Below are 23,217 nucleotides of genomic sequence, written 5' to 3'. Positions count from 1 at the left end.
ACTCCTCCGATTCGGGAAATGGAGGGGCATCGAACCCCTCCATTTCCCCTGGCTCTCATCCCGACGCTCACCAAGCAAGGGTAGAGCGCGGGGCTTCCCGCCGAGAAGCTAAATTAAAAACCGGGTTTATTGACAAAACCCGGTTTTTGTGGTAATGAATCGTCCGGTGTATCGGCTAGCGGATTGCAGGCCAGCAGCCTTCCCAAAGCGCGATCGCTACCACTTGAGCAGATTGAACTGTTCCATATCCACCGTATCGCGGTTGCGATAGATAGCCAGCACGATCGCCAGACCCACCGCAGCTTCCGCCGCCGCCACCGTAATCACAAACACGGCAAACACCTGGCCTTTAATCGCCGCCGAGTCCAGAAAATTAGAAAACGCCATCAAATTGAGATTGACCGCATTGAGCAGCAACTCAATTGACATCAACACGCGCACGGCGTTGCGGCTGGTAATCAAGCCATAAATCCCAATGCAGAACAGCGCCGCCGCCAACACTAAAAAATACTCGAGTTGCAGTACCATCTATTTTGCTTCGTATGCTCCAACGGTTGTGATTTCCATGCAGGTAGTCCTCCACCCATTGAACCAGAAAAAGGTCAACCAAAACCCGCAATTTGCACTCGCCTTTTTCTGCGTTCCGCTTTACTCCTTGTCGGTGGTGCTCCCGATCGCCGCCACCGGTTCTCGAGGACGTTCCGGTAACTGGAGGTCAGTTTTCTGCTCAGTTTCCAGCAGCTCTCGAGCCGGCACCAACTCCCGGCGAGCCAACAGAATTGCCCCTACCATTGCCATCAGCAACAGCACAGACACTAACTCAAACGGCAGCAAAAAGTCGCTAAAGAAATGCTCGCCGATTTGTACGGTAGAACTCAGTGCAGTGGCACGAATCGGCATCACCGCCCAAGGAGTGGATAACACCATCGTACTTAACAGGGCAAACACCCCCGCACAAACCACAGCAGTGGCTCCCCGACGAATCCAGTATTTCGGCAGCTTCGGGAAATCTTCCCGCTTGTTCACCAGCATGATGGCAAACAAAATCAGAATGTTCACTGCTCCCACATAAATCAACACTTGGGCAGCAGCCACAAAATCGGCATTCAGCAACAAATACAGGCCGGCCATGCTAATAAACACGCCCCCGAGCAAAAAGGCTGAATAGACAATATTTGACAGCAGCACCACGCCCAATGCGGCTCCAATCATCATAGCTGCCAATATGCCAAACGAAACTATCTGAACGCCTTCAGCTAAATTCACTTTTTTGTCGTCCTTATTCCTTGCGTCAAAATTCTCGATCTCGATCGATGAAAGTGGGTCAGTGGGTTAACCGCGATCGCTTAAATCGCATCATGGTTCCAGTGGGGCGTGGGGCTAATCGCGATGGCACAGCACTCGCCATCGATCGTCAGCCCCTCCGCCAACTTTCCCTACTGCTGCTTCGTTTCCGCTTGTTCCATCTGTTCCAGAATTTCTTCTGGGCGTTGTCCGGCGCGTTGCTTGCCCGGGGGTAAATCGTGCGAATCGATCGCCCCTTTCGGCAGATACGCCAGTTCTCGCAACGGCGTGACCATTGGATCCTCCGTGACCTTGTAAGGCAACCGTCCCATTGCGACGTTATCAAAATTCAATTCATGGCGATCGTAAGCCGCCAGTTCGTATTCTTCCGTCACCGACAGGCAGTTGGTGGGGCAATATTCCACACAGTTGGCGCAGAAAATGCACACCCCGAAGTCAATGCTATAGTGCTTCAGATTTTTCTTTTTGGTTTCCTTGTTGAATTCCCAATCCACCACCGGCAGGTTGATCGGGCAAACCCTCACGCACACTTCGCACGAAATGCACTTATCGAATTCAAAGTGAATCCGACCCCGGTAGCGTTCCGAGGGAATCAGTTTTTCGTAGGGATACTGCACCGTTACCGGACGACGGCGCATGTGGTCGAAGGTAACGGACAGTCCTTGACCAATATATTTGGCAGATTGAACGGTCTCTTTTGCGTACTCGCTAATTTGATTGAGAAATTTCAGCATGGTTGTTTTCTCTGATTCAATCGGTAGAAGGCTCCTCGATCTGGCTACTCCGACGACGCAACGGCGTCGCCTATAATTCGGCCTAGGCACTTTTCCTCAGCGCCATCCGCCGATTACCCGCCAAATGCAAAGGGAAATGCCAGTTTCAAGGCAGCGGTTAACAGCAGGTTCACCAGGGACACCGGCAGCAAAAACTTCCAGCCTAAATCGAGCAACTGGTCGATCCGCACCCGGGGCACGGTCCAGCGCAGCAGAATCGCCAGGAACACGAAAAAGTAAGCTTTCAGTAAGGTCATGGTGATGCCCAGCATCCCGGTAATCAACTGCAACCAAGGAGTGGTCTCGCTGATGCCGATCCAATTGGCAATGGTTTCCACTGGAATCGGAAATTCCCATCCCCCCAAGTACAACACCGCCACCAGCAAGGCAGAAAGAACGAGGTTGACGTAGGAACCCACATAAAACAACCCAAATTTCATGCCGGAATATTCGGTTTGATAGCCGGCGACGAGTTCTTCTTCCGCTTCGGGAAGGTCAAAGGGCAAGCGTTCGCATTCCGCCAGCGCCGCGATCCAGAAGATGATAAAACCCACCGGTTGACGCCAGATATTCCATCCGAGAATACCGTAGCTCGATTGCTGTTCCACGATATCCAGGGTGCTGAGGCTGTTGGACATCATCACCACCGCGACCACGCTCAAGGCGAGGGGAATTTCGTAGCTGATCGACTGCGCCGCTGCCCGCAACCCCCCTAGCAGGGAGTATTTATTGTTGGAGGCATAGCCGGCCATCAGCAAGCCAATCGGCTGAATGCTCGATAGGGCAATCCACAGGAAAATCGCAATTCCCACGTCGCTGATGAGCAGGTTTTGCCCAAATGGCACGATTAAGTAGGAAACGAACACCGGCAACACCACCAGGATCGGCCCTAGGGTGAATAGCAACGGATCCGCTTTCGAGGGAATGATGTCTTCTTTGAAGACCAGCTTCATCCCATCGGCAGCAGGCGCTAGAATTCCCAACGGACCGATGTATTCCGGGCCGATCCGCTGTTGGGCAGCAGCAGAAATTTTCCGCTCTAGCCACACTGATACCAGCACCCCAACGGTGGCGGCCAGCAGCATCAGGATCATCGGCAATGGCATCCAAATGACTTTCGCCACCGTCGCCGGAACGCCTAAATCCGTCAGGACTTTTATAAAACTTCCTTGTAGGTCAATACCTGGGTTCATGCTTTGTTGAGAAATTGTGAAGATTTCTTACGACTGGAACTCAGTAACAGTATAACCCGAGGGGGGACGCCAGAAATCGAGGAGGAGTCTGAGTTTCAGTCTGCATGCATGTCTTTTTTCTCCCAGAGCGGGTGAACCTCTTGCCGCACACTACCACTGTGCAATCCCCTGGCATGGGAGACCTGAGCTTTATTTTTTATTTTATACCCAACTGTTTTCGCCCCGGATTCCACCGGGCTATAAAAATTTTTTAGCTTCTATAAAATCTGAATTAATTGGATTACAATATAAAATTTCCCCCCAAGGATAAGCATTGAAAAAGCCAGGGAGACGCATAAGCTAAAATTTATCGTTCCCGGGTTATATCCGTTCGGGCCTCTTTCGTCGTTTCGCCCCTGATTTCCCCAGGCGAGAGACATTGCGATTTGCGATTTGCGATCTGAAAAAGCCTTACACTCTTAATTCTCCATTTTTCATTCTCAATTGCTAACTATTGAATTACAGATTAATAACAATTTAACGCCCCCGGGTGGAGTTCAAGGCGGAGTTTTTTAACGGTCCGGTCCGGTGGAGGGGGGAACTAGAAAGCGGGTTGGAGCGGGTAGACTGTGCCATGAAACCCCAGCGATCGCGGAATTTCGACCCGCCCCAACACCAGAGAAATTGAGAACTGAGCATTTTTGAATTCTTTCTCAAGTCTCAATTCTCGATTCTCAATCCCCCCGTTAGGCTCGACAGGGTTAACGGAGGGTTGTTGAGTGCCTTATCGTTCTTCTGTGGGAATGTAAGGAGCGCCGTGGGTGCCAGTGTAAATTTGAGTCGGACGGTAAATGCGGTTTTCGTTTAGCTGTTCTTTCCAGTGGGCCAGCCAACCGGCGACGCGAGCGATCGCGAAAATCGGCGTAAACAAATCCGTGGGGATGCCCAACTTGCGATAAACCAGACCCGAATAAAAGTCCACATTCGCGTAAATCCCCTTCTGGCCGAGTTTTTCCTCAACCACGCGCTCGATTTCTACCGCCACATCATAATATCGATCCCGACCAAACTTCTCGAATAGCTCTTCGGCCAAATTCTGGAGGACGATCGCGCGCGGATCCTTCACCTTGTACACCCGGTGACCGAAGCCCATAATCTTCGCTTTGCGAGCGATGCAATCTTCCACATAGGGCCGAACATTTTCCTTCGAGCCAATTTTTTCCAGCATGTCGATCACTTCTTCATTCGCTCCTCCATGTAGCGGACCTGCCAAGGTTCCCACCGCTGATGCCACCACCGCATAGGGATCCGTGAGGGTCGAAGCCGTCACTCTCGCCGAGAAGGTAGAAGCATTAATGGTGTGTTCTGCATGAAGGGTCAAGCACACATCAAACACATGCGCCGCCAGAGGATCCGGTACGCGCTCGGTCAACATGTACAAAAAGTTGGCGGAATAGCTCAAATCATCCCGAGGCTGCACCGGGTCGTTGCCTTTGCGCATCAATTGAAATGCCGCCACCATCGTGGGAATTTTGGCCAACAACCGCACCACAGCGGCGCGGATATAGGCGGGATTGTCTAATGCCCGACGCGAGTAAAACAATCCCAGCGCCGCCGCAGAGGCTTGCAACGCATCCATGGGATGCCCGGTTTCTGGGAAGCATTTCATCATGTCCCGAATCCGATACTTGATCCGGCGGTGATAGCGAATTTCATGCTCGAAGGCATTCAACTCATCTTTAGTCGGCAGATTGCCCCAAATCAATAAGTAAGCGGTTTCCAGGAAACTGCTGTTGGCTGCCAGTTCTTCGATGGGAATCCCGCGATATTCGAGCACTCCTTTCTTGCCATCTACATAACTGATGCTCGATAGAGTAGCGGGAACGCCTTCTAAACCTGGCTTAAATTCAAAACCTGTCTTTAAGTCGCCGGCGACAGTCATAAGCTTTAGCCCTTGCTTTAGTGAAATACCATCAAGCTAACTTACCAGATCCTCTTGAAATGTTAGCCTTTTTACATAAAAACTTTATTTCTATTTCCCCAAAGGGTTTAGAGTCTCCTTTCCGAAATAATTCTTAACTTTATCATCGTTCACTGACAAATTGGGTCATGCCCCCGGGGGGAATTGCGATCGCCTGCCAATGGGGGTCTGGTTCATGGAGAGCATACCTCCACCAGAGCCATTCCTCAACGCCGACTTGTTACCCTCAGACCCCCCACCGGACATCACAGCAGCAGTTTCGGTGGGGTCAGCCAAAACATGGAACTGTTGCCCACCGGATCCCCGGTTTCTGGCAGCATCACACCAATCACCCCGGCTTTTTTAACCACCAGGCGCTCTCGCGCTTCTCCCCAGACTAAAATTTCCGCCCAATTTCCCAAATCGGGCTGATGCCCCACCAGTGCCACGCACTGTCCGCCAGACTGACGCCATTTGCGATACCAGTTCAACCAATTATTCAAATCCCCAGCCGGCGAGAGGGAGGTGGATTCTTTAATTTGGCTGCCCAATCCTGCCGTTTGCAGAATCTCGGCGGTTTGCTTGGCCCGCACTAACGGACTGGTCAAAATCACATCGAATTGTAGATCCAGTTCTTGCAGTCGGTTGGCCACTTTCCGGGTTTTGCGAATCCCCTCTTTGGTCAGGGGACGCGCTTCATCTTGCGGGTAGTCTTCCCGGTTGGCGGCGATACCGTGGCGGATTAAATAAACTTTTGTGTCTTTGCTCATGGTGTGGGTTAGATGCGGTGGAAGGTCAGGGAACCCCGGCGGGAATTGTCTGGGGAATCATGCCACAGGGGCGATCGCAGCGGCGGTGTTTCAATCCGTGGGGAGGGTGCCCGGGCGATCGCCCATTCCCGATTCCTCCCCTGTGGAACAGTGGGGAAGTCCCACAACTCGCCCACCCCAAAGGGCGATCGCGATTAAAGTTCGCGCTTAAACTCTTCTAAGGTGCCGATCAAATCCACTTGGCAGCTTGTGGGAATTAACTCCAATAACGGCAATTGTCGCCGCCCTCCCCCCAGGTTGACTGGGATTCCTTCCAGAACTTTCACCACCTCCGCTTCCTCGATGGCGGGACTTTCGGTCAGCAACGGATAAAGCTGTTCGGCTAAGGTGACGTGCAAATGAGCATCATCTAAACGCAGACGCCATTTCGCAATGTCGAGATAAACCTTGTCGGCAATTTGCGCGGCAAGGTTTTCAATTTCTTTCGTGGTATTAGGATTTGCCATAATAATCGGATGAATAATCTGCAATTAAGAAAACATAAATCGCATGAGCGATTAAAATCAGCAGCCAACTGCCCGTAAACCAGACACTCCAAGTCCACTGGGCAAACTGCACGGTTCGGAAAAACCAGACCCCGGAATTGCTGGCGGCAAAAATTGCCACATGAACGGCAAAATTCATGCGATCGTCAATTTTGCGAAATTCGGGATCCTTGCGGTCGGGTTTGCGAGGCCAACGCGGAGGCATAACTATCCTGTCTCAACACTTAAGCCGACTTGGCGAACCTTGTTCACCAAAGTCTGAACTTCTTTATTTTAGGGCGCATTGGACTGATGCTTCTACGATAACTTCCCCTGCGGCGGATCTCGGGGCCACGCGCTGAGCTTTTCAATATAAGTTGTAAAACCTAATACTGCCAATTTGATTAAGTTAGAGTTAACGGCCCGCCTTCGAGTCAGAAGTAACGATAAAATGCAAAATAGACATTCACCACCCCTTCACCTGAAAAGTTTTGTGACTCCCGCACGATTACTCCGGCAAAATTCTACCAAGCGCCAGACCTTTCTGGCGATCGTTCCCCTATCCAATGAAGCGGCGGCTTTTGAAGCCTACCGACTGTTACAGTACCACGGGATTTCTCCCGAGCATCTGGCGATCGTCGGCCAAGGCTACAGTTCTCCCGATCGCGTCGGGTTGTTGGAACCCATGCAAATCGCCCTGCACAAAGCCCGCCGTTTCGCTCTCGTCACCGGCACGGTAGGCACGGTGGCGGGTTTGGCTGTGTTTCTGGCTTTACATTGGGGCTTCGATACCTCCCTCACCCTGACGTTGATGCTCCTCATCCCTACCGCCGGCATCGTGGGCGGCTTCTCCGGTGCCGTGGTTGGAGCTTTATTTGGCTTCTTGGGAGAAGGCACCACTGTCGGCATCTACCACCATCACGTTCGACAAGGGGGTTACTTGTTGATGATCGAAGGCTCTCAACCCTTAGTTCGCCGAGGAGAGGAAATCCTCAAGCAGTATTCTGCACCCAAGGCGCGCTGAGTGGGAATTTTTTTTCTCGATTTCTTCTATCCCCCAACCCAGTCGAATTCTTCCCCTCGCTTGATTTCCCCCACATCAAAATCTCATTTTCATCCACGATCTTCGCACTCTCGCCTGGTTGAAATCGACGCTGAATTCTGCCGCATTGCCCGTCAACTCTCATCCCTGCTTGGTTTCTGGCGCTGCTTGATAGTCGCCAGATTTTCCGCCTGTCTTGCTCAGCAGCCGAATGGATTGGATTTCAATGGATTTTTCTAGGGCTTTGGCCATGTCGTAAAGGGTAAGGGCAGCGACGGAAACGGCGGTGAGGGCTTCCATTTCTACCCCGGTTTCGGCTTTGGTGATGACGAGGGCGCGAATTTCATATCCGGGTAGCTGAGGATCTGCAACGATCTGAAGGTCAATTTTGTGCAGGGGTAAGGGATGGCACAGGGGAATGAGCTGGGAGGTCTGTTTGGCGGCCATAATACCTGCTAGTTTGGCAGTGCTTAGCACTTCTCCTTTTGGGGCGTCTCCGGCTTGGATTTTGGCTAAGGTCTCTGTGGACATCCGCACCCGACCGAGGGCGATCGCTTGCCTCCTGGTGGCTGCTTTTCCCGAAACATCCACCATCTGTGCTTGATTTTTATCGTCTAAATGGCTTAGCTGGTCAGGGTTTGAAGAATTTTTAGAAAAATTTTCAGAATTTGGTTTCATTTTTCCCAAAAGCTGTGTTACTATTAATTTTGGTGAGTCAAGGGCTTGTAGCTCAGTGGACTAGAGCACGTGGCTACGGACCACGGTGTCGGGGGTTCGAATCCCTCCTAGCCCGTTAAAACATCATAGTCTCCGAAAGTTGAGTTCTGAGCGAATGAAATAGCTCAGAACTCAAACTTTTTATGGGAGCGCTCATTTTAGTTGGATTCTTGCAGGGCATACCAGTCTTTTTCTCGCCCAAAGGCAAATTTGATGGAGCGCGTCAGGGTTGTACTCGAGGCGGTGACAAATACTGCGATCGCCACCAGTGCCATCGTTGCGGCGATCGCAAACAGACTCCGATAGTCGGTTTCGGCGGCGATCGCTCCCAAAATCGGGCCTGCCAAGGCAATCCCCAAGTCAAACCCCCCCACGCACATGGCAAAAAATCGACCCCGCTGGTGTGGCGCACAGCGATCGGCCATCAGCGCTAGCATCATCGGAATCACCATCCCTGCCCCACATCCTTGCAGCAATGCCCCAAACAACAGTCTCGCCGGCTCTTTGGCCCCCCACAACATCAGCATAGCCAGAAAATATGCGCTCAAACCGCTGGTAATAAACAACCCCCTCCCGTAGCGATCGGATGCCTTTCCGGTAAATAAGCGCAGGCTAAAACTGGATACGGCGGCGGCACTATAAAACAATCCCGGATTAATGTCGATCTGGCTATTTTTAATAAATAATGGCACGAATGTGGCAACAGTGCCGAACACTAACCCCACCATCAGCATCACAAAGGCGGGAACCCGCACCTGAGGACTGGACAACACCTGCCAAAAGGATTCGGTTGGCGCTGAGGGTTGCCGATTTTGGGGAGATGCTTCGGTGGGGTTCAAACTCTCCCCACAAGTTTCGCTGACGGGGAAAATACACAGCAAACTGAGGCTTCCCAGGGCAAAGGCCATGAAAAATAAGGGCGCATACCCCAAAGATTGTTGGATATATCCCCCCACCGCCGGTCCGATCGCCACCCCCAGGGGATTCACTAAGCTCATATATCCAATTAATTCCCCCCGCTTGCGCGGCGGTGACAAATCCGCGATTAAGGCACTGTATCCGGTGGTGAATGCGGCAATACTAATTCCGTGGAACGCCCGCAGCACCATCAGCAGGGGAATCGAGTTGACGATTAAATACCCCAACGGGGCGATCGCTACCACGGTGGCCCCTAACTGTAAAACGATTTTTCTCCCCCGGCGGTCCGCAAACGGTCCTAACCAGGCGCGCGAGGGCAGCAACCCCAAGGCAAATGCCCCCATCACTAACCCGATTTGTCCCTTGGTTCCGCCCAGGTATTCCACATAAAGCGGTAGGGTGGGCAGCAACGAGGCAATGCTCGCCCAAAACAATAACCCCGCACCAAATAATATCAAGAGGCTGTTGCGACGCTGTGCCTCAATCTCCCAGAATACTCTCAAAGCGTTTCATTCCCTTCTTGTAAATCTCAGCAATCCATTGGGGGCACCAACATGCCCCCACCTCTCTCATGCTAATGTTTTTTTTTCCAATTGTTAAGGAATGTTAAGAATCGATCCGGCGTTCCGGTATGGGGGGACTGAGGTGGGGCTACTCAGGCGATCGCTTACCTCTATTTGGAGTTACAATTCATCTAAATTGCATATTTCGCGATAGAATAATCTGAAGAGAGGGTGGCGTTGAGTCTGTGGGTGGGATTGGGGTAGAGGACGCGGGAGGAGGCGGAACCTCGGGATGGGCATTCCCCCCTGGGGGGAACGAGAAAATGAGAAAAATGAGAAAAATGAAATATGCAATTTAGATGTAACTAAATTCCGGGCTGATAGCTGGACATGACGCGACCTGCGCCGCGCAGTTGTTGGGAATAGTGGCGACTGACGGGGTGTTGGGTATCGCAAAGAGAATCGATCCCGACACAATTGCGACCCACTTCTTTGCCAGAACTATGGATGTAACGACCCTCGCCGAGATAAAGTCCCACATGGGTGGCTTTTTCCGCCGGACCGAAGAACACCAAATCCCCGGGTTGTAACTCCTGCAGGGGAATCGATCGCGTAAAAGGCTCTTGCTGATAGGCATCTCTGGGCAGCCAAATGCCAGCGGCGCGAAAGGCAGCTTGCATGAGTCCGGAACAATCGTAATTCGGGCCGATGGTGCCGCCCCAGAGGTACTCGTTGGGGCGTTGCATGGCATCGTATGTAAAGGCGATCGCGGTAGATAATCGCGGTTCGATGTCTTCGCGAGACTTCGGCGTCGGCTGATAGGGGCGAGGGGCGGTTTGCAGATGCTCGATATCGGCAATTTTCACCCATCCGGGATAATCATCTTCACACAGCAAGACTTTCAGTGCCTCAGAAGACTCCCCGGCGCGACTTGCAGACCACAGCTTCGACTCCTCCCCCTGGGGGAGTACAATTCGCAAGTGACGCCCCGCCGTGGCTTGAGTTGCCAAGCTGTCGCATCTGGGGGAATCATAAATGTTTAAATGAACTCGGCATCGATACTGCACTGTGCTGGCACAGCTAGATGTTAATTGACTCAGAGAAACCATAATTGTCCAGGATGAGTAACCCAACGATAAACAATAACCCAGAAAAAATAACCGATAAACCCAACGCCCCCCGACGCTGACCAAAATTCTGCGCGACGCAACGTCAATAGGCGAGAGATAAAATAGGCGCGATCGCGCCTTCCGAGAAGCTTACCCCCTGACATTGACCCTTGGCGTCGTTTCCCCCTTCTTGTAATCCCAATCCCAGCTTGCAACAAACCATGACATTTTTCCGAAAAGACGAACAACTCGACAGTATCGGCGATCGCATTTTAGAAACAACTTGGGCAGAATTTTCCCACTTAGCCCGCAACCAAATTGCCCTAACCTGGATTGTCTACGACCCCCCGGTGTCGGTGAATACCGGTGGTGCCCTCAGTCCAGATGCCTTCTGGAATCATCCCATCCGAGGATATGCCTATCGGGGGTTAGAGCGCATTTACCCCGCCAGCGTGGTCAAGCTGTTCTATCTCGTGGCGGTTTACGAATGGCTGGAAAAAGAGATGATTGTCACCAGTCCAGAATTGCAGCGCGCTATCCGAGATGCGATCGTGGATTCGAGCAATGATGCCACCAGTTTGATGGTCGATGTACTAACCGGCACCACCAGCGGTCCGGAGTTACCGCCCGCCCCCTTTGAAACCTGGAAGCAGCAGCGCAATATTGTCAACCGCTATTTTCAGTCCCTCGGATGGCCCGAACTCGAAAGCATCAATGTCAATCAAAAAACCTGGTGCGATGGACCCTACGGGCGGGAACGAATTTTCCTCGGCGAGTTAATGGAAAATCGCAATATGCTCACCACCAATGCTACCGCTCGTCTGTTACACAGTATTGTGGGTGGGGTGGCGGTTTCTTCCCAGGCATCCCAAGGGATGATGAAGCTGATGGAACGTTCTCTCGACCCAGAAGAACTGGCGGCGGATCCGGAAAATCAGGTGACGGGTTTTTTGGGGGCGGGTTTGCCCGAGAATGCTCAACTCTGGTCGAAGGCAGGGTTGACCAGTCAAGTGCGCCATGATGCCGCCTATATTGAATTGCCCGGGGTGTCCCCTTATTTGTTGGTGGTGTTTACACAAGGAAAGGCGCAAAGTCAGAATGAAGCAATTTTGCCGTTTGTGTCGCAACAAGTGGCGAGTGCAGTGCAAGAACTGTAAGCCGGCGCGGGTTGCACCCTGACTAGGCGATTGTTTTGGGCCGGTGATGGAATCAGCGTCTCGGGAAAGCCCTGGGATCCGGTGAAGATTTCCATCGCCAATCTAGAAGCGAAAATTCACATTGGTGTGAGGAGTGAGGCGTGATTTTTACATTAGCGAGAGGCATGTTTTGGCTGAGTGTTGGCGCGGTGGCGCTGACGGGGGTGGGGGAAAATTTAGCGGCGATCGCCCAAGTGTCGCCACCGCCGATGGATGAGGGGGTGGCGGGAGTGGCGGGCGATCGCGGGGGGTATTCTCTCGATTCCGGTGGAGTTGATGACGAGTCCCCTACGGTGGCCACCATAGCGCCTCCAGCAGACAATGCCGGCGATCGCGCCATGTTACTCCGGGGAACTCAGGCGCTGAATGCGGCTCAATTCTCTGCGATCGACGCCCACCCATTCTCCCCCGGGGGGTCACTCCCTCCCGCCCCACCCGAACATTTGGCGATCGATGATGATGACGAACTCGATCCGGGTCGCACTACTCTGTCTGGTCCGAGTTATGTGGCGGCGGGTCTGCAGGTGGGGATCAATGCTGACAATGCGGCGAGTCCCCTGGGCGATGGCGGGTTTGCCTTGTTTAGCAAAATCGGACTGCTGGAACAAGTCTCGTTGCGTCCAGCGGTTTTGTTCGGGGAACATGTGTTGTTTGAAGTGCCGGTGACGATTGATTTTCCCCTCCAGGATACGGATGAACAGCTGCGGGTGAATGTCGCGCCTTATATTGGCAGCGGGGTGGCGATTTCCACGGATTCGGATAATTTTATTGGCTTTTTTGGCACGGCGGGCATTGACTGGCGGCTGTTTTCGCGGTTTATTGCTACCACTGGGGTGAAGGTGGGATATGTGGAGGATATTGAGGTTGGGGTGGCGATCGGTGGCGGTTATGCATTTTAAATGGGTTATGCTGAGGTATTGCACTCTGGCGCGATCGCCCGATAACCGCAGGACACTCACTGTCTGGGGGTTTCGCTAAATTCGGGTTTTCTCTATACTCAATGCTTGCTACGCCGATGCGCGAGGCGTTTAGCGGCGATCGCCAGTTGGCAAGGCGCAGGGGTCGATCGAATCGGTGCAACAAATGCGTTTATTCAAATTAATTATGATGGGTGTGAGAAAAAATTGGGTCGGATCGATGGCGTTGGCGGGGTTGGCAGGGTTGGGGATCCCTTGGGTTCCACCAGCGATCGCTCAGTCTCCCAGGGTTGCGGATCCACTGCCTGAGTTCGCGTCCGATCTCGCGCCTGAGTCGCCACCGCAACCGGGCGCAAGGGTTCCCCCCCCGAACCGAGAAGGGCGATCGCTGCGGGATTTTGAAGTGTCGGTGAGTCTGGATAAATGGGAGTTGATTACCGAAGCGGCAATTTTGCCGACGGGGAAGGGTTCGCCGGAGTCCGGATCTGGGGAACTCGCCCAGGTCCGCTTTCCCGATTCTTATCGCTATAGTGCGGGGTTTGATTTACCGACGTTTGGTTGGGTGACTACCGATGCGCGCGGGGTGGATAGCGTCCTGGGAATTAATGCGTCGTTGGGGATCTCTTATAAGAAGTATTTTGAATCGGCGATCGCGGATCGGTTTAATCCGGCGTGGGGTGTGGGAACTTTGGCGATCGCCTTACCCTATGCCACCATTGGCGGCGATTACCAATGGACCAGCGGTTGGTACCTCGGCGGTCATGTGGGGGGCATGATATTTTTCTATGATGATGTTTTCCCGTTTCCCATCGGGTATGTCAGCGTCGGTTATCGCTGGTAATGGCGAAGGGAGACTAGTCCAATAAACCACTCCCCCATTCTCTGGGTCAGAGAATGGGGGAGTCAGAAATTATTTTGGCATCGCCCTGGGGGGTGCCGGAAACGGAGAGGGAGGGATTCGAACCCTCGTTACGGCGTTACCAACCGTAAAACAGATTAGCAATCTGCCGCTTTCAACCACTCAGCCACCTCTCCTCGGTGACACTTCTTTATCATAGCAGATGTTTTTCGGGTTGCAAAGTGGATTTTCGATCGATTTTGCAAATTTTTTTTGGGGGCTGTCGGTGAAGCCAGTTTGTGGGGATATTGACAATTGTTAATTGGTTATCCCCGCCATGAAAGGATTGTATCCCTGGGAGATTGCAGATTTCAAACGGGGGCGATCGGCCAGAAGAGGGGGGCGCTTGTCAAAAAGATAAAAAAATGCTAAAATATTATAGCCATAATCGGTAAGAGGAAGTGGAGTTACTCAAAACCACCAACGGCTGCGGGTTCGGGATTGCCCACCTAAGCGGGGGAAGTCCAGACAATCGCAGTGGAGTAAGGAGGGAGTAAATCTGAAAGGAGTTTAAAAAGATGGTAGGTCGAGGGAAAGATTTCCCTGTGGGTTCTCACCTCAAGTCCTGAGGGAGGACTCAAAAAAATGGGCGATCGCTCCATGTAGGGGCAGAACTTGCCAAAGTGGCGATCGCTTGTCACCCCGATCGAGTATTATAGAGATAAGAGGAATCGGCGAGATCGGGAGATCTCTGCAACATTCCCTCGGTCGAAGAGGGCAGTGGCGGGTTTCGTGAAACGAATCTGCAAGCTGCTTTTGTCGAATTCCGGTGAAAAAAAAAACTATGGCGGTAGAAGCTAGTAAACATATTGCCTTAATTTCGGTCCACGGCGATCCCGCAGTGGAAATTGGTAAAGAAGAGGCAGGCGGACAAAATGTGTACGTGCGACAGGTGGGAGAAGCACTGGCAAAGCGGGGCTGGAAAGTGGATATGTTTACCCGCAAAGCCGATGCCAAATCCCCCACGGTGGTAGAACATGCCCCCAATTGTCGGACGATTCGGCTGGTGGCCGGTCCGGAAGCATTCGTCCCGAGGCAAGAAATTTTTGAATTTTTGCCCGAGTTTGTGGAAGGGCTGGTAGAGTTTCAGGAACGAGAAGGCATACAATATCAAATCGTTCACACGAACTATTGGCTGTCTTCCTGGGTGGGAATGGAGCTGAAGAAACGGCAACCCATCAAGCAGGTTCACGTTTACCATTCCTTGGGGGCGGTGAAATATAAGGCAGTGTCGGCGATCCCGACGATTGCCACCACGCGCTTGGCGGTGGAAAAAGAATGTTTGGAAACTGCAGAGCGCATTGTAGCCACCAGTCCGCAGGAGAAAGAACACATGCGATCGCTGGTGTCGCAGAAAGGCACCATCGATATTATTCCCTGCGGGACGGACATTCACCGCTTTGGTTCGATCCGAAAAGCCGACGCCCGCGCCACCCTGGGGATCGACCCGGATGAGAAAGTGGTGTTCTATGTGGGACGCTTTGACAAGCGCAAGGGGATCGAAACCTTAGTGCGGGCCGTGGGTCGCTCTCGCGTGCGACACAGCGATCGCCTGAAACTGATAATCGGTGGCGGGTCGCGTCCGGGACAAGCGGATGGCATCGAGCGCGATCGCATCGAGGGGATTGTGGATGAATTAGGTCTGCGCGAGATAACCACCTTCCCGGGACGCATCGGCGACGATGTGCTGCCCACCTACTTTGCGGCGGCTGACGTTTGTGCGATTCCCAGTCACTACGAACCCTTCGGGTTGGTAGCCATCGAAGCAATGGCCAGCCGCACCCCGGCGATCGCCAGCGATGTAGGCGGTTTGCAGTTCAGCGTCAAAACCGAAGAAACCGGGCTATTATGTCCGCCACAGGACGATGCTGCCTTCGCAGAAGCCATCGATCGCATTCTCGGCGACATGGAATGGCGCGATCGCCTGGGTGAAGCCGCACGCAAGCGCGTGGAAGACAAATTTAGCTGGGATGGCGTCGCCGCACAACTGAGCGATTTATACGAGAGTCTGCTGAAAGAAGAACCGGCAGAAGAAGGGGAAAGCTTGGTGAAAGCGATCGCCTAGGGAAAAAGAGTAAAGGGACAAGAAACCGGGGTTCTATCTCTCACGAGTGGGCAAACCTACCCGGTTTCTCCACCTCTCTCCCGCAACTAACGCAGTCGCGAATGTAGCACTATAATTTTATCGTCGTAGGAGAAATCCTGCGGCGCTTTGTTTTGTATCGCACGAGCTGAAATGATGGAAATACGGGGCGTTTGGATGCCCACCACCGATAGTAACCTCTGGCGATCGCGCGACAGGATTGCCGAAGCGATCGCCTTTTTGGCCGAAACCGGATTTAACGTGCTGTTTCCAGTAGTCTGGACCCGAGGACTCACCCTTTATCCCAGTGCCGTAATGCATCGCACTTTTGGCGTAGAAATCGATCCCCGGTTTGCAGGGCGCGATCCCTTAGCCGAAGCGATCGCCGAAGCCAAAAAATGCGGCATGGCGGTGATTCCCTGGTTTGAATATGGGTTTGCCAGTTCGTATAATTGCAATGGCGGGATGCTGCTAGAGAAAAAACCCGACTGGGCCGCCCGCGATCGCGCCGGGAATCTGTTGTGCAAAAACGGTTTCGAGTGGATGAATGCCTTCTATCCCCCGGTACAGCACTTCATCCGCGATTTAATCCTGGAAGTGGCCACCCGCTACGATATCGCAGGTATCCAAGGGGACGATCGCCTGCCGGCCCTTCCCAGTGAGGGCGGTTACGATGCATTCACCGTTCAACGCTATCGCGACACCTTCGATCGCGACCCGCCAGACAATCCGCAACAGCGCCAATGGCTGCAGTGGCGGGCGGATATTCTCACGGAGTTCTTAGCACAACTGTATCGAGATGTCAAGGGAATTGACGAGAATTTATTGGTTTCCCTGTCGCCCAATATCTATCGCTGGTGCTTATCCGAATATTTGCAAGATTCTCGCACTTGGATAGAACGAGAAATTGTGGACTTGATGCACCCGCAGATTTATCGCCGCGACGCGAAACGCTACCAGCAGATTGTGCGAGAGATGGTCTACAGACAGTACGAGGCGCAGCATTTGCCGCGCATTGCACCGGGGATTTTGATTAAGTTAGGGAAATATCGGATTGGGGCAGAAGATTTGTTGCAGGCGATCGCCTGCAATCGCGCGTGCCATCTTCCCGGAGAAGTGCTATTCTTTTACGAAGGATTGCGCCAGGATAACGATGAATTGGCGAAAGTGTTGCGATCGCACGCTTATGCCAAACCCGCCGCGTTTCCCACCGCCGCCGAACTGAAGCAACAGGCGATCGCGCAGCAAAAACCCCGGTTCCACCCTCCGGGACTTTCGGCGATCGGCGATTGGCTGAAACGTCTTTTTTAGCACGATTTCCCACATGCCGGGTAAATTTATTTAATCCACCGATTCACCCACGGTTGGAGTTTGATTTCTACCAAATACGCCAGGGCGAACAATAACCCGAAATTGAGGAAATAAACCAGCCAACTATCGGGAAACGCCGATTGCAACCCCCATTGAATCAAAATAGGATAGCTCAACACATAGAGACTGTAGGAAATGGGCGCAAGCGGAGAAAACCACCCCAAGATAACTTCAAAATGGGCTAATTTTTTTTGATACCAGTAGGTGCCGATCGCAAATGCCACCAGCGCCGCCAAAAAGTGACGGAACATCAAAATCGGGTAATATCCGAGGCGAAGTTCCTCCACCCCCAAAATCGGCAACCCCGTCACCAGTAACATCACCCCCAAAGAGACAAAAATCGGGCGCATGGCTTGAAAATTTAATTGGCGAGATTTGACGTAGAGGGTTGCCGCTTCTACCCCCGTCCACCAGATAATAAAATACGCGGAAATCAGAGAAATTTGATTGGGATAAAGCCAATAGATGAAGTAGGAAAAAGCTGAAAACGCGAGGACGTAGTAAATTCGTTTAAACTGGACGCCAAATAGTAAATTTATCGGGTAAAATAGCAGATAAAACCACCATTCATAAGATAAAGACCATAAAGGTAAATTTCCCAAAAATGGATAAAACCAGGTTCCGGGCTTAACGCTGCCAAAATCCTGGAGTAAAATAAGATTGCCTGCCACATCGCGCCAGGAAAATATGGAGGCTAAACTGCCGTTGAAATAGCATACCCCCAGGGAAACGAGCATGGCAATCACTAAGGGGAAATAGATTCTTCTAAATCGCTTGAGAAAAAAAGTTCTAAACGGTTGTTGGGGATGCTTGAGGGCGGATAATTGCACCACAAAGCCACTGAGAATAAAGAAGACAATGACCGCTTCTTGTCCGGCAGCAAACAGCAGTTTTACGGGGAAGGGAATGAGGTTGGACGAGTATAAGCCATAAACGAAGTTGTGAATTAACACATAGAGACAGGCAACTCCTCGAATGGCATCCAGCTTGTGAAAGTAAAGTTTTTTGTCCATTGGTGATGGGTTTTTAGAGGCAACAAGCTGTGGGCGTTGGAGTGGGGAAATGAGCGATGCAAAACAGCGCGATCGCCGTTTCAACTCAAGCCCAGGTACCTTGTGGGTTCTCTGGTGCTTTTTCCAGTTTGGGTGGGGAAACGGAACTGTGCCGGGATTGTGTTTTAAAAAAGATTATATCGTGAAGCGCGTTACTCGGGGAATGAAGATGCGATCGGCAAGGGGGTGCCATTGCCGATCGCGAGACGGGCGGGAGGATGCCCGAGGGGAGATAGGGTTATCAGGACCAAATAGGGCGATCGCGCTGTTTTGCGTCACCCTTATCACTGAACAGGGTGGACTTACGGCACAGTTCAGTCGCCGCCTCGGCGGGGAGGGGTTTGCCTAACAGGTAGCCCTGCACGGAATCACAGTTAAGCGATCGCAAAAACTCCAATTGTTCCACCGTTTCCACCCCCTCAGCAATCACTTCTAAATTCAATCCATGCCCGAGAGAGATAATCGAATTGACAATTGCTGCATCATAGGATTCCGAAATTGCATCGCGAATAAACGAGCGATCGATTTTGAGTTTATTCAGGGGAAAATGCTTCAGAGACGAGAGAGAAGAATACCCCGTACCAAAATCATCGATCGCGATATGAATCCCCATTTTCTGCAATGCCTGTAGCACGCCGATTGTCAATTCTGGATCTTGCATGGCAATGCTTTCGGTGACTTCTAATTCTAAACTGGTTGGAGCCAGACCCATTTCCCTTAAAATGCGCGTAATGGTATCGAACAAGTTTTTTTGGCGCAATTGACGCAGGGAAAGATTGACCGCCATCCGAATTGGGGGCAATCCCGCTAACTGCCAGGTTTTATTTTGAGCCGCCGCCGTAGCAAGTACCCATTCTCCGATGGGACAAATCAGCCCATTTTCTTCTGCTAAAGGAATAAACTGACCCGGGGATATCAATCCACGTTGGGGATGCTGCCAGCGAATCAGGGCTTCCATGCTGATAAGCCGACCAGTTTTTAACTCCACTTGCGGCTGATAGTACAAACAAAATTCTTCCCGTTCTAACGCTTTGTGGAGACTGTTTTCTAACTGCAGTCGGTGAAAGGCTTTCGTGCCCAAAGCAGGGGTATAAAGCTGATAGGTATTGCGCCCTTGTTGCTTCGCGCGGTACATCGCTGCGTCGGCGTTTTTTAACAGCGTTTCCGTATCTTCTCCATCATAGGGAGCTAGTGCAATTCCCAGACTGGCTTTGATGTAAAATTCGCGATTGTTCAGGATAAAAGGCGCTGTCAAAGTGTCGAGAATTTGCCGCGCCACCCCAGCCGCATCGTCAGCGGATTTGATGCGATCGAGCAAGAAGGTAAACTCATCGCCTCCCCACCGGGCAATGCTATCCCCTTTCGGCATACAGTCGGTGAGGCGCTTGGCCACAGATTGCAGGATTTGGTCGCCGATGGCATGTCCGAGGGTATCGTTAATGGTTTTAAATCCGTCCAAGTCGAGAAATACGACAGCGAGCATTTCGCCGCGCCGATCGGCATTCGCTAAGGCTAATGAGAGTCGCTCGTTAAACAGCATGCGATTGGCCAAACCGGTGAGGCGATCGTGGTAAGCTTGGTGGCGAATCATGTTTTCAACTCGCCTTTGCATAATGGCCATGTACAGATGAATGCCCAAAGATTGCGCCAGTTTGATTTCCGGAAATGTCCAGGCTTTGGCCACTCCTTTGTTGAGTTCTCGCCACACTTCAAACGAGTCACGCGGTCGGTGATTGCGGCGATCGCCATTATTGCGTCCCGCCCATAAGGTTTCGGTTTCTCTTTCGTGTCGGAAAATCGTCAGACAGCCGACGCATTGTTGATGATATTTAAGCGGAACGATCAGAAGCGAGCGAATGGGTGTGTACTGGAAGGCAGAGACTAAAGGTTGAAATTGCGGGGTTTTGTAAATATCGGTAATGGTGTGGATGCTCAGAGAAATGTCTTGCATCACCGGGTATTTTGCAGCGTTTACTTTTTTTCCATTGGGTTGTAAGGTGACATCCAGGCTAGGCATTAAAAGTTCCGGGTTGGCTAGGGCTTCGTCGGTATTGGCGGCCAGAATTTTACCGGGAGAATCCGACGTGCCATCATTCATTAGCTGTTGCCAATAGAAGGTTTCTTCAATCCATTCGCGATCGGGTTGGGTGCCATAGGTGTAGAGTTGCGCCGGTGCGCCGCTGGCATCGGTGGTAATATAAAGTCTGCCCCCGTCTCCTTGCAGTGCGGTGACGGTTTCTTTGAGCACCGTTTGTCGAATTTGGGTGATTTTCAGGGGAGAGTGGAGCAAACAGCTAATTTTCTCGATCGCCGCTTCATCGAGGGCTTGTTGTCGCGTGCGACTGAGCAAGTCAGACTGCGCGATCGCGATGGATAATTGATCCACGAGCAACTGCACAATTGCTAGTTCTCTTTCGGAATAGCGTCGCGGTTTGGCATGGTGAGACACCAGCAATCCCCAGAGGTGTTTTTGATGCAAAATCGGCACCACTAACGAGGAACATACCCCCATATTGCTCAGATATTCGGCGTGGCACGGATCCACTGGGGAATAGCGAATATCGGCATTCACCAAGTTTTCCCCGGTTTGGGGCGAATCGAGTTGATTGATGGTTTTGCGTCTAGAGGTGACATCCACGATGACTCGCTGACGCGCTTTGACAAATAACTCGCGCGCCTCGGGTGGAATATCCGTGGCGGGAAACCATAGACCCAGCATGGAGGGTAATTCTGGTCCGGCGATCGCTTCTGCAATCACTTCCCCACTTCCATCGGATGCAAACCGATAGATTTTGACTCGATGGGTGCCTAAAAACGATCGGATTTCCTGCACCGTTGTGGTCAAAATCTCTTGCAGCTCTAACGATTGGCGAATTCTGCTGGCTAACCGATAGAGTAAGTTTTCCCGCTCGAGTATCGGCTGTAATTTAGGTTGCTTTTTCCTCCCATTCATCCGATTCTTCTCCCAGATCGACTGATATTTACCCTGTGCTAGCACCCCGGTTTATCTATATTCTATTTTATCCTATTTTTGTCAGTTTTAATGCGAAATTAACAAAAAAAATTGCGACGGGGTGAAATGCCGATCGCCTTGTAAATTTCCCGCAGGCCGCTCGCGACCCCCAGTGGCAGTTGATTTTTTAGATTTTACGCTATTTTATAAAACTCTTGCAAGCGTTTTTTATTCAATTCTAGAAGGGTTCTTAATTCAAGAGGAAAAATTTGGCGTAAACTTAAAAAATGCTTGCATCAAAAACGAGTCGAACGGTTCTGGCGCAACCGAGGTCAGGCGGTTGTTGGGAGTGGGGTAGGGGCAAAGCGATCGGGGGGGTGTCGAGACCCTCGGTGGCGATCGCTGCGGATCCACCGCCCCTGAGAGCCAATCTCTGAGATTCTCATAATACTATTGCCCTCTTTCCAGTCCTTGTTAACCTGTACCAAAAATTCTCTGCTCAAAGTTCGCGATCGATTTAGCCGCCGATGTGTTAAGATATATTGCAAGCGAAGTTCGGCTGTGGTGTTTGTTTTTGAGATTAACAGACAAACACAAGCGGTTAAATTTTCACGATCTAAGACATTCACCCCCAGCCTGCAAAAACCATAGAGGGTAGGGGGGAAGCTGTCAGTGCATTCGCTGTAGCCACAGAAAGTGGGTGCCCGAGGCACCATTTGCAACAGCCATCGAACCCCCGTGCAACCACGGGCAGCTCGAACTTCACCATTTCTTCTGGGCGAAACACAGACAAGCCCAGTAATTTACTGACGTTTAGAAGGAGAACCTATGACTCAAGTTGTAGTCGGAGAAAACGAAGCCATTGAATCTGCCTTGCGTCGCTTTAAGCGACAAGTTGCTAAAGAAGGGATTTATGCGGATATGAAGCGGCGACGGCACTTCGAGACGCCCCAAGAAAAGCGCAAGCGTAAAGAAATCGCCCGCCGACGCAAGCGCCGATATCGCCGTTAAAAACACAAGCATATCCACTCGATCGCGCAGTAGGTAAGTGGGGCGAAGCGCCCCCGCGATCGAACGGATAAATATCGGCAAGAGGGGGATGAGCGATCGCCGCCTAGTAATTTTTCAACGCCCGTTCTATTTCGCGTTTTTCGGCACGTTTTTTTAGCGTTTCTCGCTTATCGTAAATCTTCTTCCCTCGCGCCAGAGCAATTTCCACTTTCACCAAACCCCGCTTTAAATACATCTTCGTGGGCACCAAAGTTAACCCTTTCTGTTCCACCTTGCCGATCAGCTTGCGGATTTCCCAACGATGGAGCAGCAGCTTGCGGGAGCGGCGCGGGTCGTGGTTAAAATACAGACTAGCCGTCTGATAGGGCGAGATGTGAACGTTAATCAGCCACAGTTCGCCGCCGCGAAGCACGGCATAACCATCGCGTAAATTAACTTTACCTTCTCGAATGGACTTCACCTCGGTTCCTTTGAGTTCAACGCCCGCTTCGTAGGTTTCGAGAATCTCGTATAAGTGCCGAACTTGGCGATTGTCGCTAACGATTTTAATTCCTGCTTTTCCCATTCCTAAATATGTCGGTGTAAAGACTTGAGCTAGAGGCGATCGCGTCCCATACAGGGCGATCGCCTCTAACTTCTAGGGTATCGTTTTATGAATGCACCACCACCTGCTACGCCCGGTGGTGGTGTCTTGATGAGAAGGGCGTATCCCTTCCCACCGTAGGATTTACAGCCTATTGCTTCATCTCTCGAAAACTCCTGTGTCCGGGTGGCTCCAAATCGGTGTTGCGCGCCTGAGCATCAACCTGCTACGCGAGAAAAGGAGAATGCGGCGAATCTCGTTCAATCCGACGCCAGCTCGATCTTATTAGGGGTCGATGAGGGCTTCGCAACCCTCACCTCCCATTCAGAACCGGACATGAGACTTTCACCTCATCCGGCT

23 protein-coding genes and 2 tRNA genes are annotated in these 23,217 nt (G+C 51.8%); 10 read left to right on the top strand and 15 right to left on the bottom strand.

Annotated features, from left to right (window positions below; all coding sequences use genetic code 11):
• Nucleotides 1-216: 216 nt before the first annotated feature.
• The 6 genes from nuoK to sixA form a co-directional block, all read right to left on the bottom strand.
• Entirely contained in the window at nt 217-522 is a 306-nt protein-coding gene (gene nuoK / locus LKK83_RS31575) for an NADH-quinone oxidoreductase subunit NuoK (protein ID WP_324635414.1), read from the bottom strand.
• Between the two features lie 126 nt (nt 523-648).
• On the bottom strand, nt 649-1,266 hold the full coding sequence (locus LKK83_RS31570) for an NADH-quinone oxidoreductase subunit J (RefSeq protein ID WP_324635410.1): 618 nt from the start codon (nt 1,264-1,266) through the stop codon (nt 649-651).
• Between the two features lie 170 nt (nt 1,267-1,436).
• Nucleotides 1,437-2,036, bottom strand: coding sequence for an NAD(P)H-quinone oxidoreductase subunit I (ndhI, locus tag LKK83_RS31565; RefSeq protein ID WP_324635413.1), 600 nt, complete (start codon nt 2,034-2,036; stop codon nt 1,437-1,439).
• 116 nt (nt 2,037-2,152) lie between these two features.
• Nucleotides 2,153-3,271 carry an NADH-quinone oxidoreductase subunit NuoH gene (gene nuoH, locus LKK83_RS31560; RefSeq protein WP_324635409.1) on the bottom strand — a complete coding sequence of 373 codons (1,119 nt, stop codon included), beginning with the start codon at nt 3,269-3,271 and terminating at the stop codon, nt 2,153-2,155.
• A 763-nt stretch (nt 3,272-4,034) separates the two neighbouring features.
• Nucleotides 4,035-5,192 (bottom strand): citrate synthase, encoded by a 1,158-nt coding sequence (locus LKK83_RS31555; RefSeq protein ID WP_324635408.1) that lies wholly within the window; start codon nt 5,190-5,192, stop codon nt 4,035-4,037.
• A gap of 284 nt (nt 5,193-5,476) precedes the next feature.
• The gene (gene sixA / locus LKK83_RS31550; protein ID WP_324635407.1) at nt 5,477-5,980 is read right to left on the bottom strand and encodes a phosphohistidine phosphatase SixA; all 504 of its coding nucleotides are present in this window, start codon (nt 5,978-5,980) and stop codon (nt 5,477-5,479) included.
• On the opposite strand from sixA, the gene LKK83_RS31545 reads away from it, so the two are divergent.
• A complete protein-coding gene (locus tag LKK83_RS31545) occupies nt 5,979-6,191 on the top strand; it encodes a hypothetical protein (RefSeq protein WP_324635406.1) in 213 nt (70 codons plus the stop codon). The two genes, sixA and LKK83_RS31545, sit on opposite strands and share 2 nt — an antisense overlap.
• Here LKK83_RS31545 and LKK83_RS31540 read toward each other — a convergent pair.
• Nucleotides 6,175-6,486 carry a DUF3181 family protein gene (locus LKK83_RS31540; RefSeq protein WP_324635405.1) on the bottom strand — a complete coding sequence of 104 codons (312 nt, stop codon included), beginning with the start codon at nt 6,484-6,486 and terminating at the stop codon, nt 6,175-6,177. The two genes, LKK83_RS31545 and LKK83_RS31540, sit on opposite strands and share 17 nt — an antisense overlap.
• A complete protein-coding gene (locus LKK83_RS31535) occupies nt 6,473-6,730 on the bottom strand; it encodes a 2TM domain-containing protein (RefSeq protein WP_324635404.1) in 258 nt (85 codons plus the stop codon). The genes LKK83_RS31540 and LKK83_RS31535 overlap by 14 nt, the downstream gene beginning before the upstream one ends.
• Nucleotides 6,731-6,997: 267 nt before the next feature.
• Here LKK83_RS31535 and LKK83_RS31530 point away from each other — a divergent pair, with 267 nt between their 5' ends.
• The gene (locus LKK83_RS31530) at nt 6,998-7,528 is read left to right on the top strand and encodes a hypothetical protein (RefSeq protein ID WP_324635403.1); all 531 of its coding nucleotides are present in this window, start codon (nt 6,998-7,000) and stop codon (nt 7,526-7,528) included.
• Between the two features lie 159 nt (nt 7,529-7,687).
• Here the strand turns inward: LKK83_RS31530 and moaC are convergent, their stop codons facing one another.
• Nucleotides 7,688-8,224 (bottom strand): cyclic pyranopterin monophosphate synthase MoaC, encoded by a 537-nt coding sequence (moaC, locus tag LKK83_RS31525; RefSeq protein ID WP_324635402.1) that lies wholly within the window; start codon nt 8,222-8,224, stop codon nt 7,688-7,690.
• A gap of 41 nt (nt 8,225-8,265) precedes the next feature.
• Here moaC and LKK83_RS31520 point away from each other — a divergent pair.
• Nucleotides 8,266-8,339, top strand: a tRNA-Arg gene (locus LKK83_RS31520).
• An 82-nt stretch (nt 8,340-8,421) separates the two neighbouring features.
• On the opposite strand, the gene LKK83_RS31515 is transcribed toward LKK83_RS31520, so the two are convergent.
• Together LKK83_RS31515 and LKK83_RS31510 are read right to left on the bottom strand one after the other, a co-directional pair.
• The gene (locus LKK83_RS31515) at nt 8,422-9,684 is read right to left on the bottom strand and encodes an MFS transporter (RefSeq protein WP_324635401.1); all 1,263 of its coding nucleotides are present in this window, start codon (nt 9,682-9,684) and stop codon (nt 8,422-8,424) included.
• Between the two features lie 365 nt (nt 9,685-10,049).
• Nucleotides 10,050-10,793: a C40 family peptidase gene (locus LKK83_RS31510; protein WP_324635400.1), complete on the bottom strand. Its 744-nt coding sequence runs from the start codon at nt 10,791-10,793 to the stop codon at nt 10,050-10,052.
• A gap of 221 nt (nt 10,794-11,014) precedes the next feature.
• Here LKK83_RS31510 and LKK83_RS31505 point away from each other — a divergent pair, with 221 nt between their 5' ends.
• The 3 genes from LKK83_RS31505 (at nt 11,015) to LKK83_RS31495 (ending at nt 13,747) form a co-directional block, all read left to right on the top strand.
• Nucleotides 11,015-11,950 (top strand): serine hydrolase, encoded by a 936-nt coding sequence (locus LKK83_RS31505; RefSeq protein ID WP_324635399.1) that lies wholly within the window; start codon nt 11,015-11,017, stop codon nt 11,948-11,950.
• A gap of 140 nt (nt 11,951-12,090) precedes the next feature.
• Complete coding sequence (locus LKK83_RS31500) at nt 12,091-12,888, top strand: hypothetical protein (RefSeq protein WP_324635398.1); 798 nt, start codon at nt 12,091-12,093, stop codon at nt 12,886-12,888.
• Nucleotides 12,889-13,072: 184 nt separating this feature from the next.
• Nucleotides 13,073-13,747, top strand: coding sequence for a hypothetical protein (locus LKK83_RS31495; RefSeq protein ID WP_324635397.1), 675 nt, complete (start codon nt 13,073-13,075; stop codon nt 13,745-13,747).
• A 102-nt stretch (nt 13,748-13,849) separates the two neighbouring features.
• Here LKK83_RS31495 and LKK83_RS31490 read toward each other — a convergent pair.
• Nucleotides 13,850-13,941: transfer RNA gene (locus LKK83_RS31490), tRNA-Ser, on the bottom strand.
• 647 nt (nt 13,942-14,588) lie between these two features.
• Here LKK83_RS31490 and LKK83_RS31485 point away from each other — a divergent pair.
• Nucleotides 14,589-15,869, top strand: a complete 1,281-nt coding sequence (locus LKK83_RS31485) for a glycosyltransferase family 4 protein (protein ID WP_324635412.1) — start codon at nt 14,589-14,591, stop codon at nt 15,867-15,869.
• A gap of 174 nt (nt 15,870-16,043) precedes the next feature.
• Entirely contained in the window at nt 16,044-17,198 is a 1,155-nt protein-coding gene (locus tag LKK83_RS31480; protein ID WP_324635411.1) for a glycoside hydrolase family 10 protein, read from the top strand.
• Between the two features lie 26 nt (nt 17,199-17,224).
• Here LKK83_RS31480 and LKK83_RS31475 read toward each other — a convergent pair whose 3' ends face one another.
• Together LKK83_RS31475 and LKK83_RS31470 are read right to left on the bottom strand one after the other, a co-directional pair.
• A complete protein-coding gene (locus LKK83_RS31475; RefSeq protein ID WP_324635396.1) occupies nt 17,225-18,271 on the bottom strand; it encodes an acyltransferase family protein in 1,047 nt (348 codons plus the stop codon).
• Nucleotides 18,272-18,551: 280 nt separating this feature from the next.
• Nucleotides 18,552-21,263 (bottom strand): EAL domain-containing protein, encoded by a 2,712-nt coding sequence (locus LKK83_RS31470; protein ID WP_324635395.1) that lies wholly within the window; start codon nt 21,261-21,263, stop codon nt 18,552-18,554.
• A gap of 287 nt (nt 21,264-21,550) precedes the next feature.
• Here LKK83_RS31470 and LKK83_RS31465 point away from each other — a divergent pair, with 287 nt between their 5' ends.
• Together LKK83_RS31465 and rpsU are read left to right on the top strand one after the other, a co-directional pair.
• Entirely contained in the window at nt 21,551-21,700 is a 150-nt protein-coding gene (locus tag LKK83_RS31465; protein ID WP_324635394.1) for a hypothetical protein, read from the top strand.
• A gap of 391 nt (nt 21,701-22,091) precedes the next feature.
• A complete protein-coding gene (gene rpsU / locus LKK83_RS31460) occupies nt 22,092-22,274 on the top strand; it encodes a 30S ribosomal protein S21 (RefSeq protein ID WP_324635393.1) in 183 nt (60 codons plus the stop codon).
• A 103-nt stretch (nt 22,275-22,377) separates the two neighbouring features.
• Here the strand turns inward: rpsU and smpB are convergent, their stop codons facing one another.
• Entirely contained in the window at nt 22,378-22,839 is a 462-nt protein-coding gene (smpB, locus tag LKK83_RS31455; RefSeq protein WP_324635392.1) for an SsrA-binding protein SmpB, read from the bottom strand.
• Between the last annotated feature and the right edge of the window lie 378 nt (nt 22,840-23,217).

Origin of the sequence: Phormidium sp. CCY1219 (assembly GCF_035615515.1) — a bacterium.
Lineage (GTDB): Bacteria > Cyanobacteriota > Cyanobacteriia > Cyanobacteriales > Laspinemataceae > CCY1219.
Note: the sequence above shows the minus strand (reverse complement) of the source record. Positions and strands in the feature narration are given on the sequence as shown.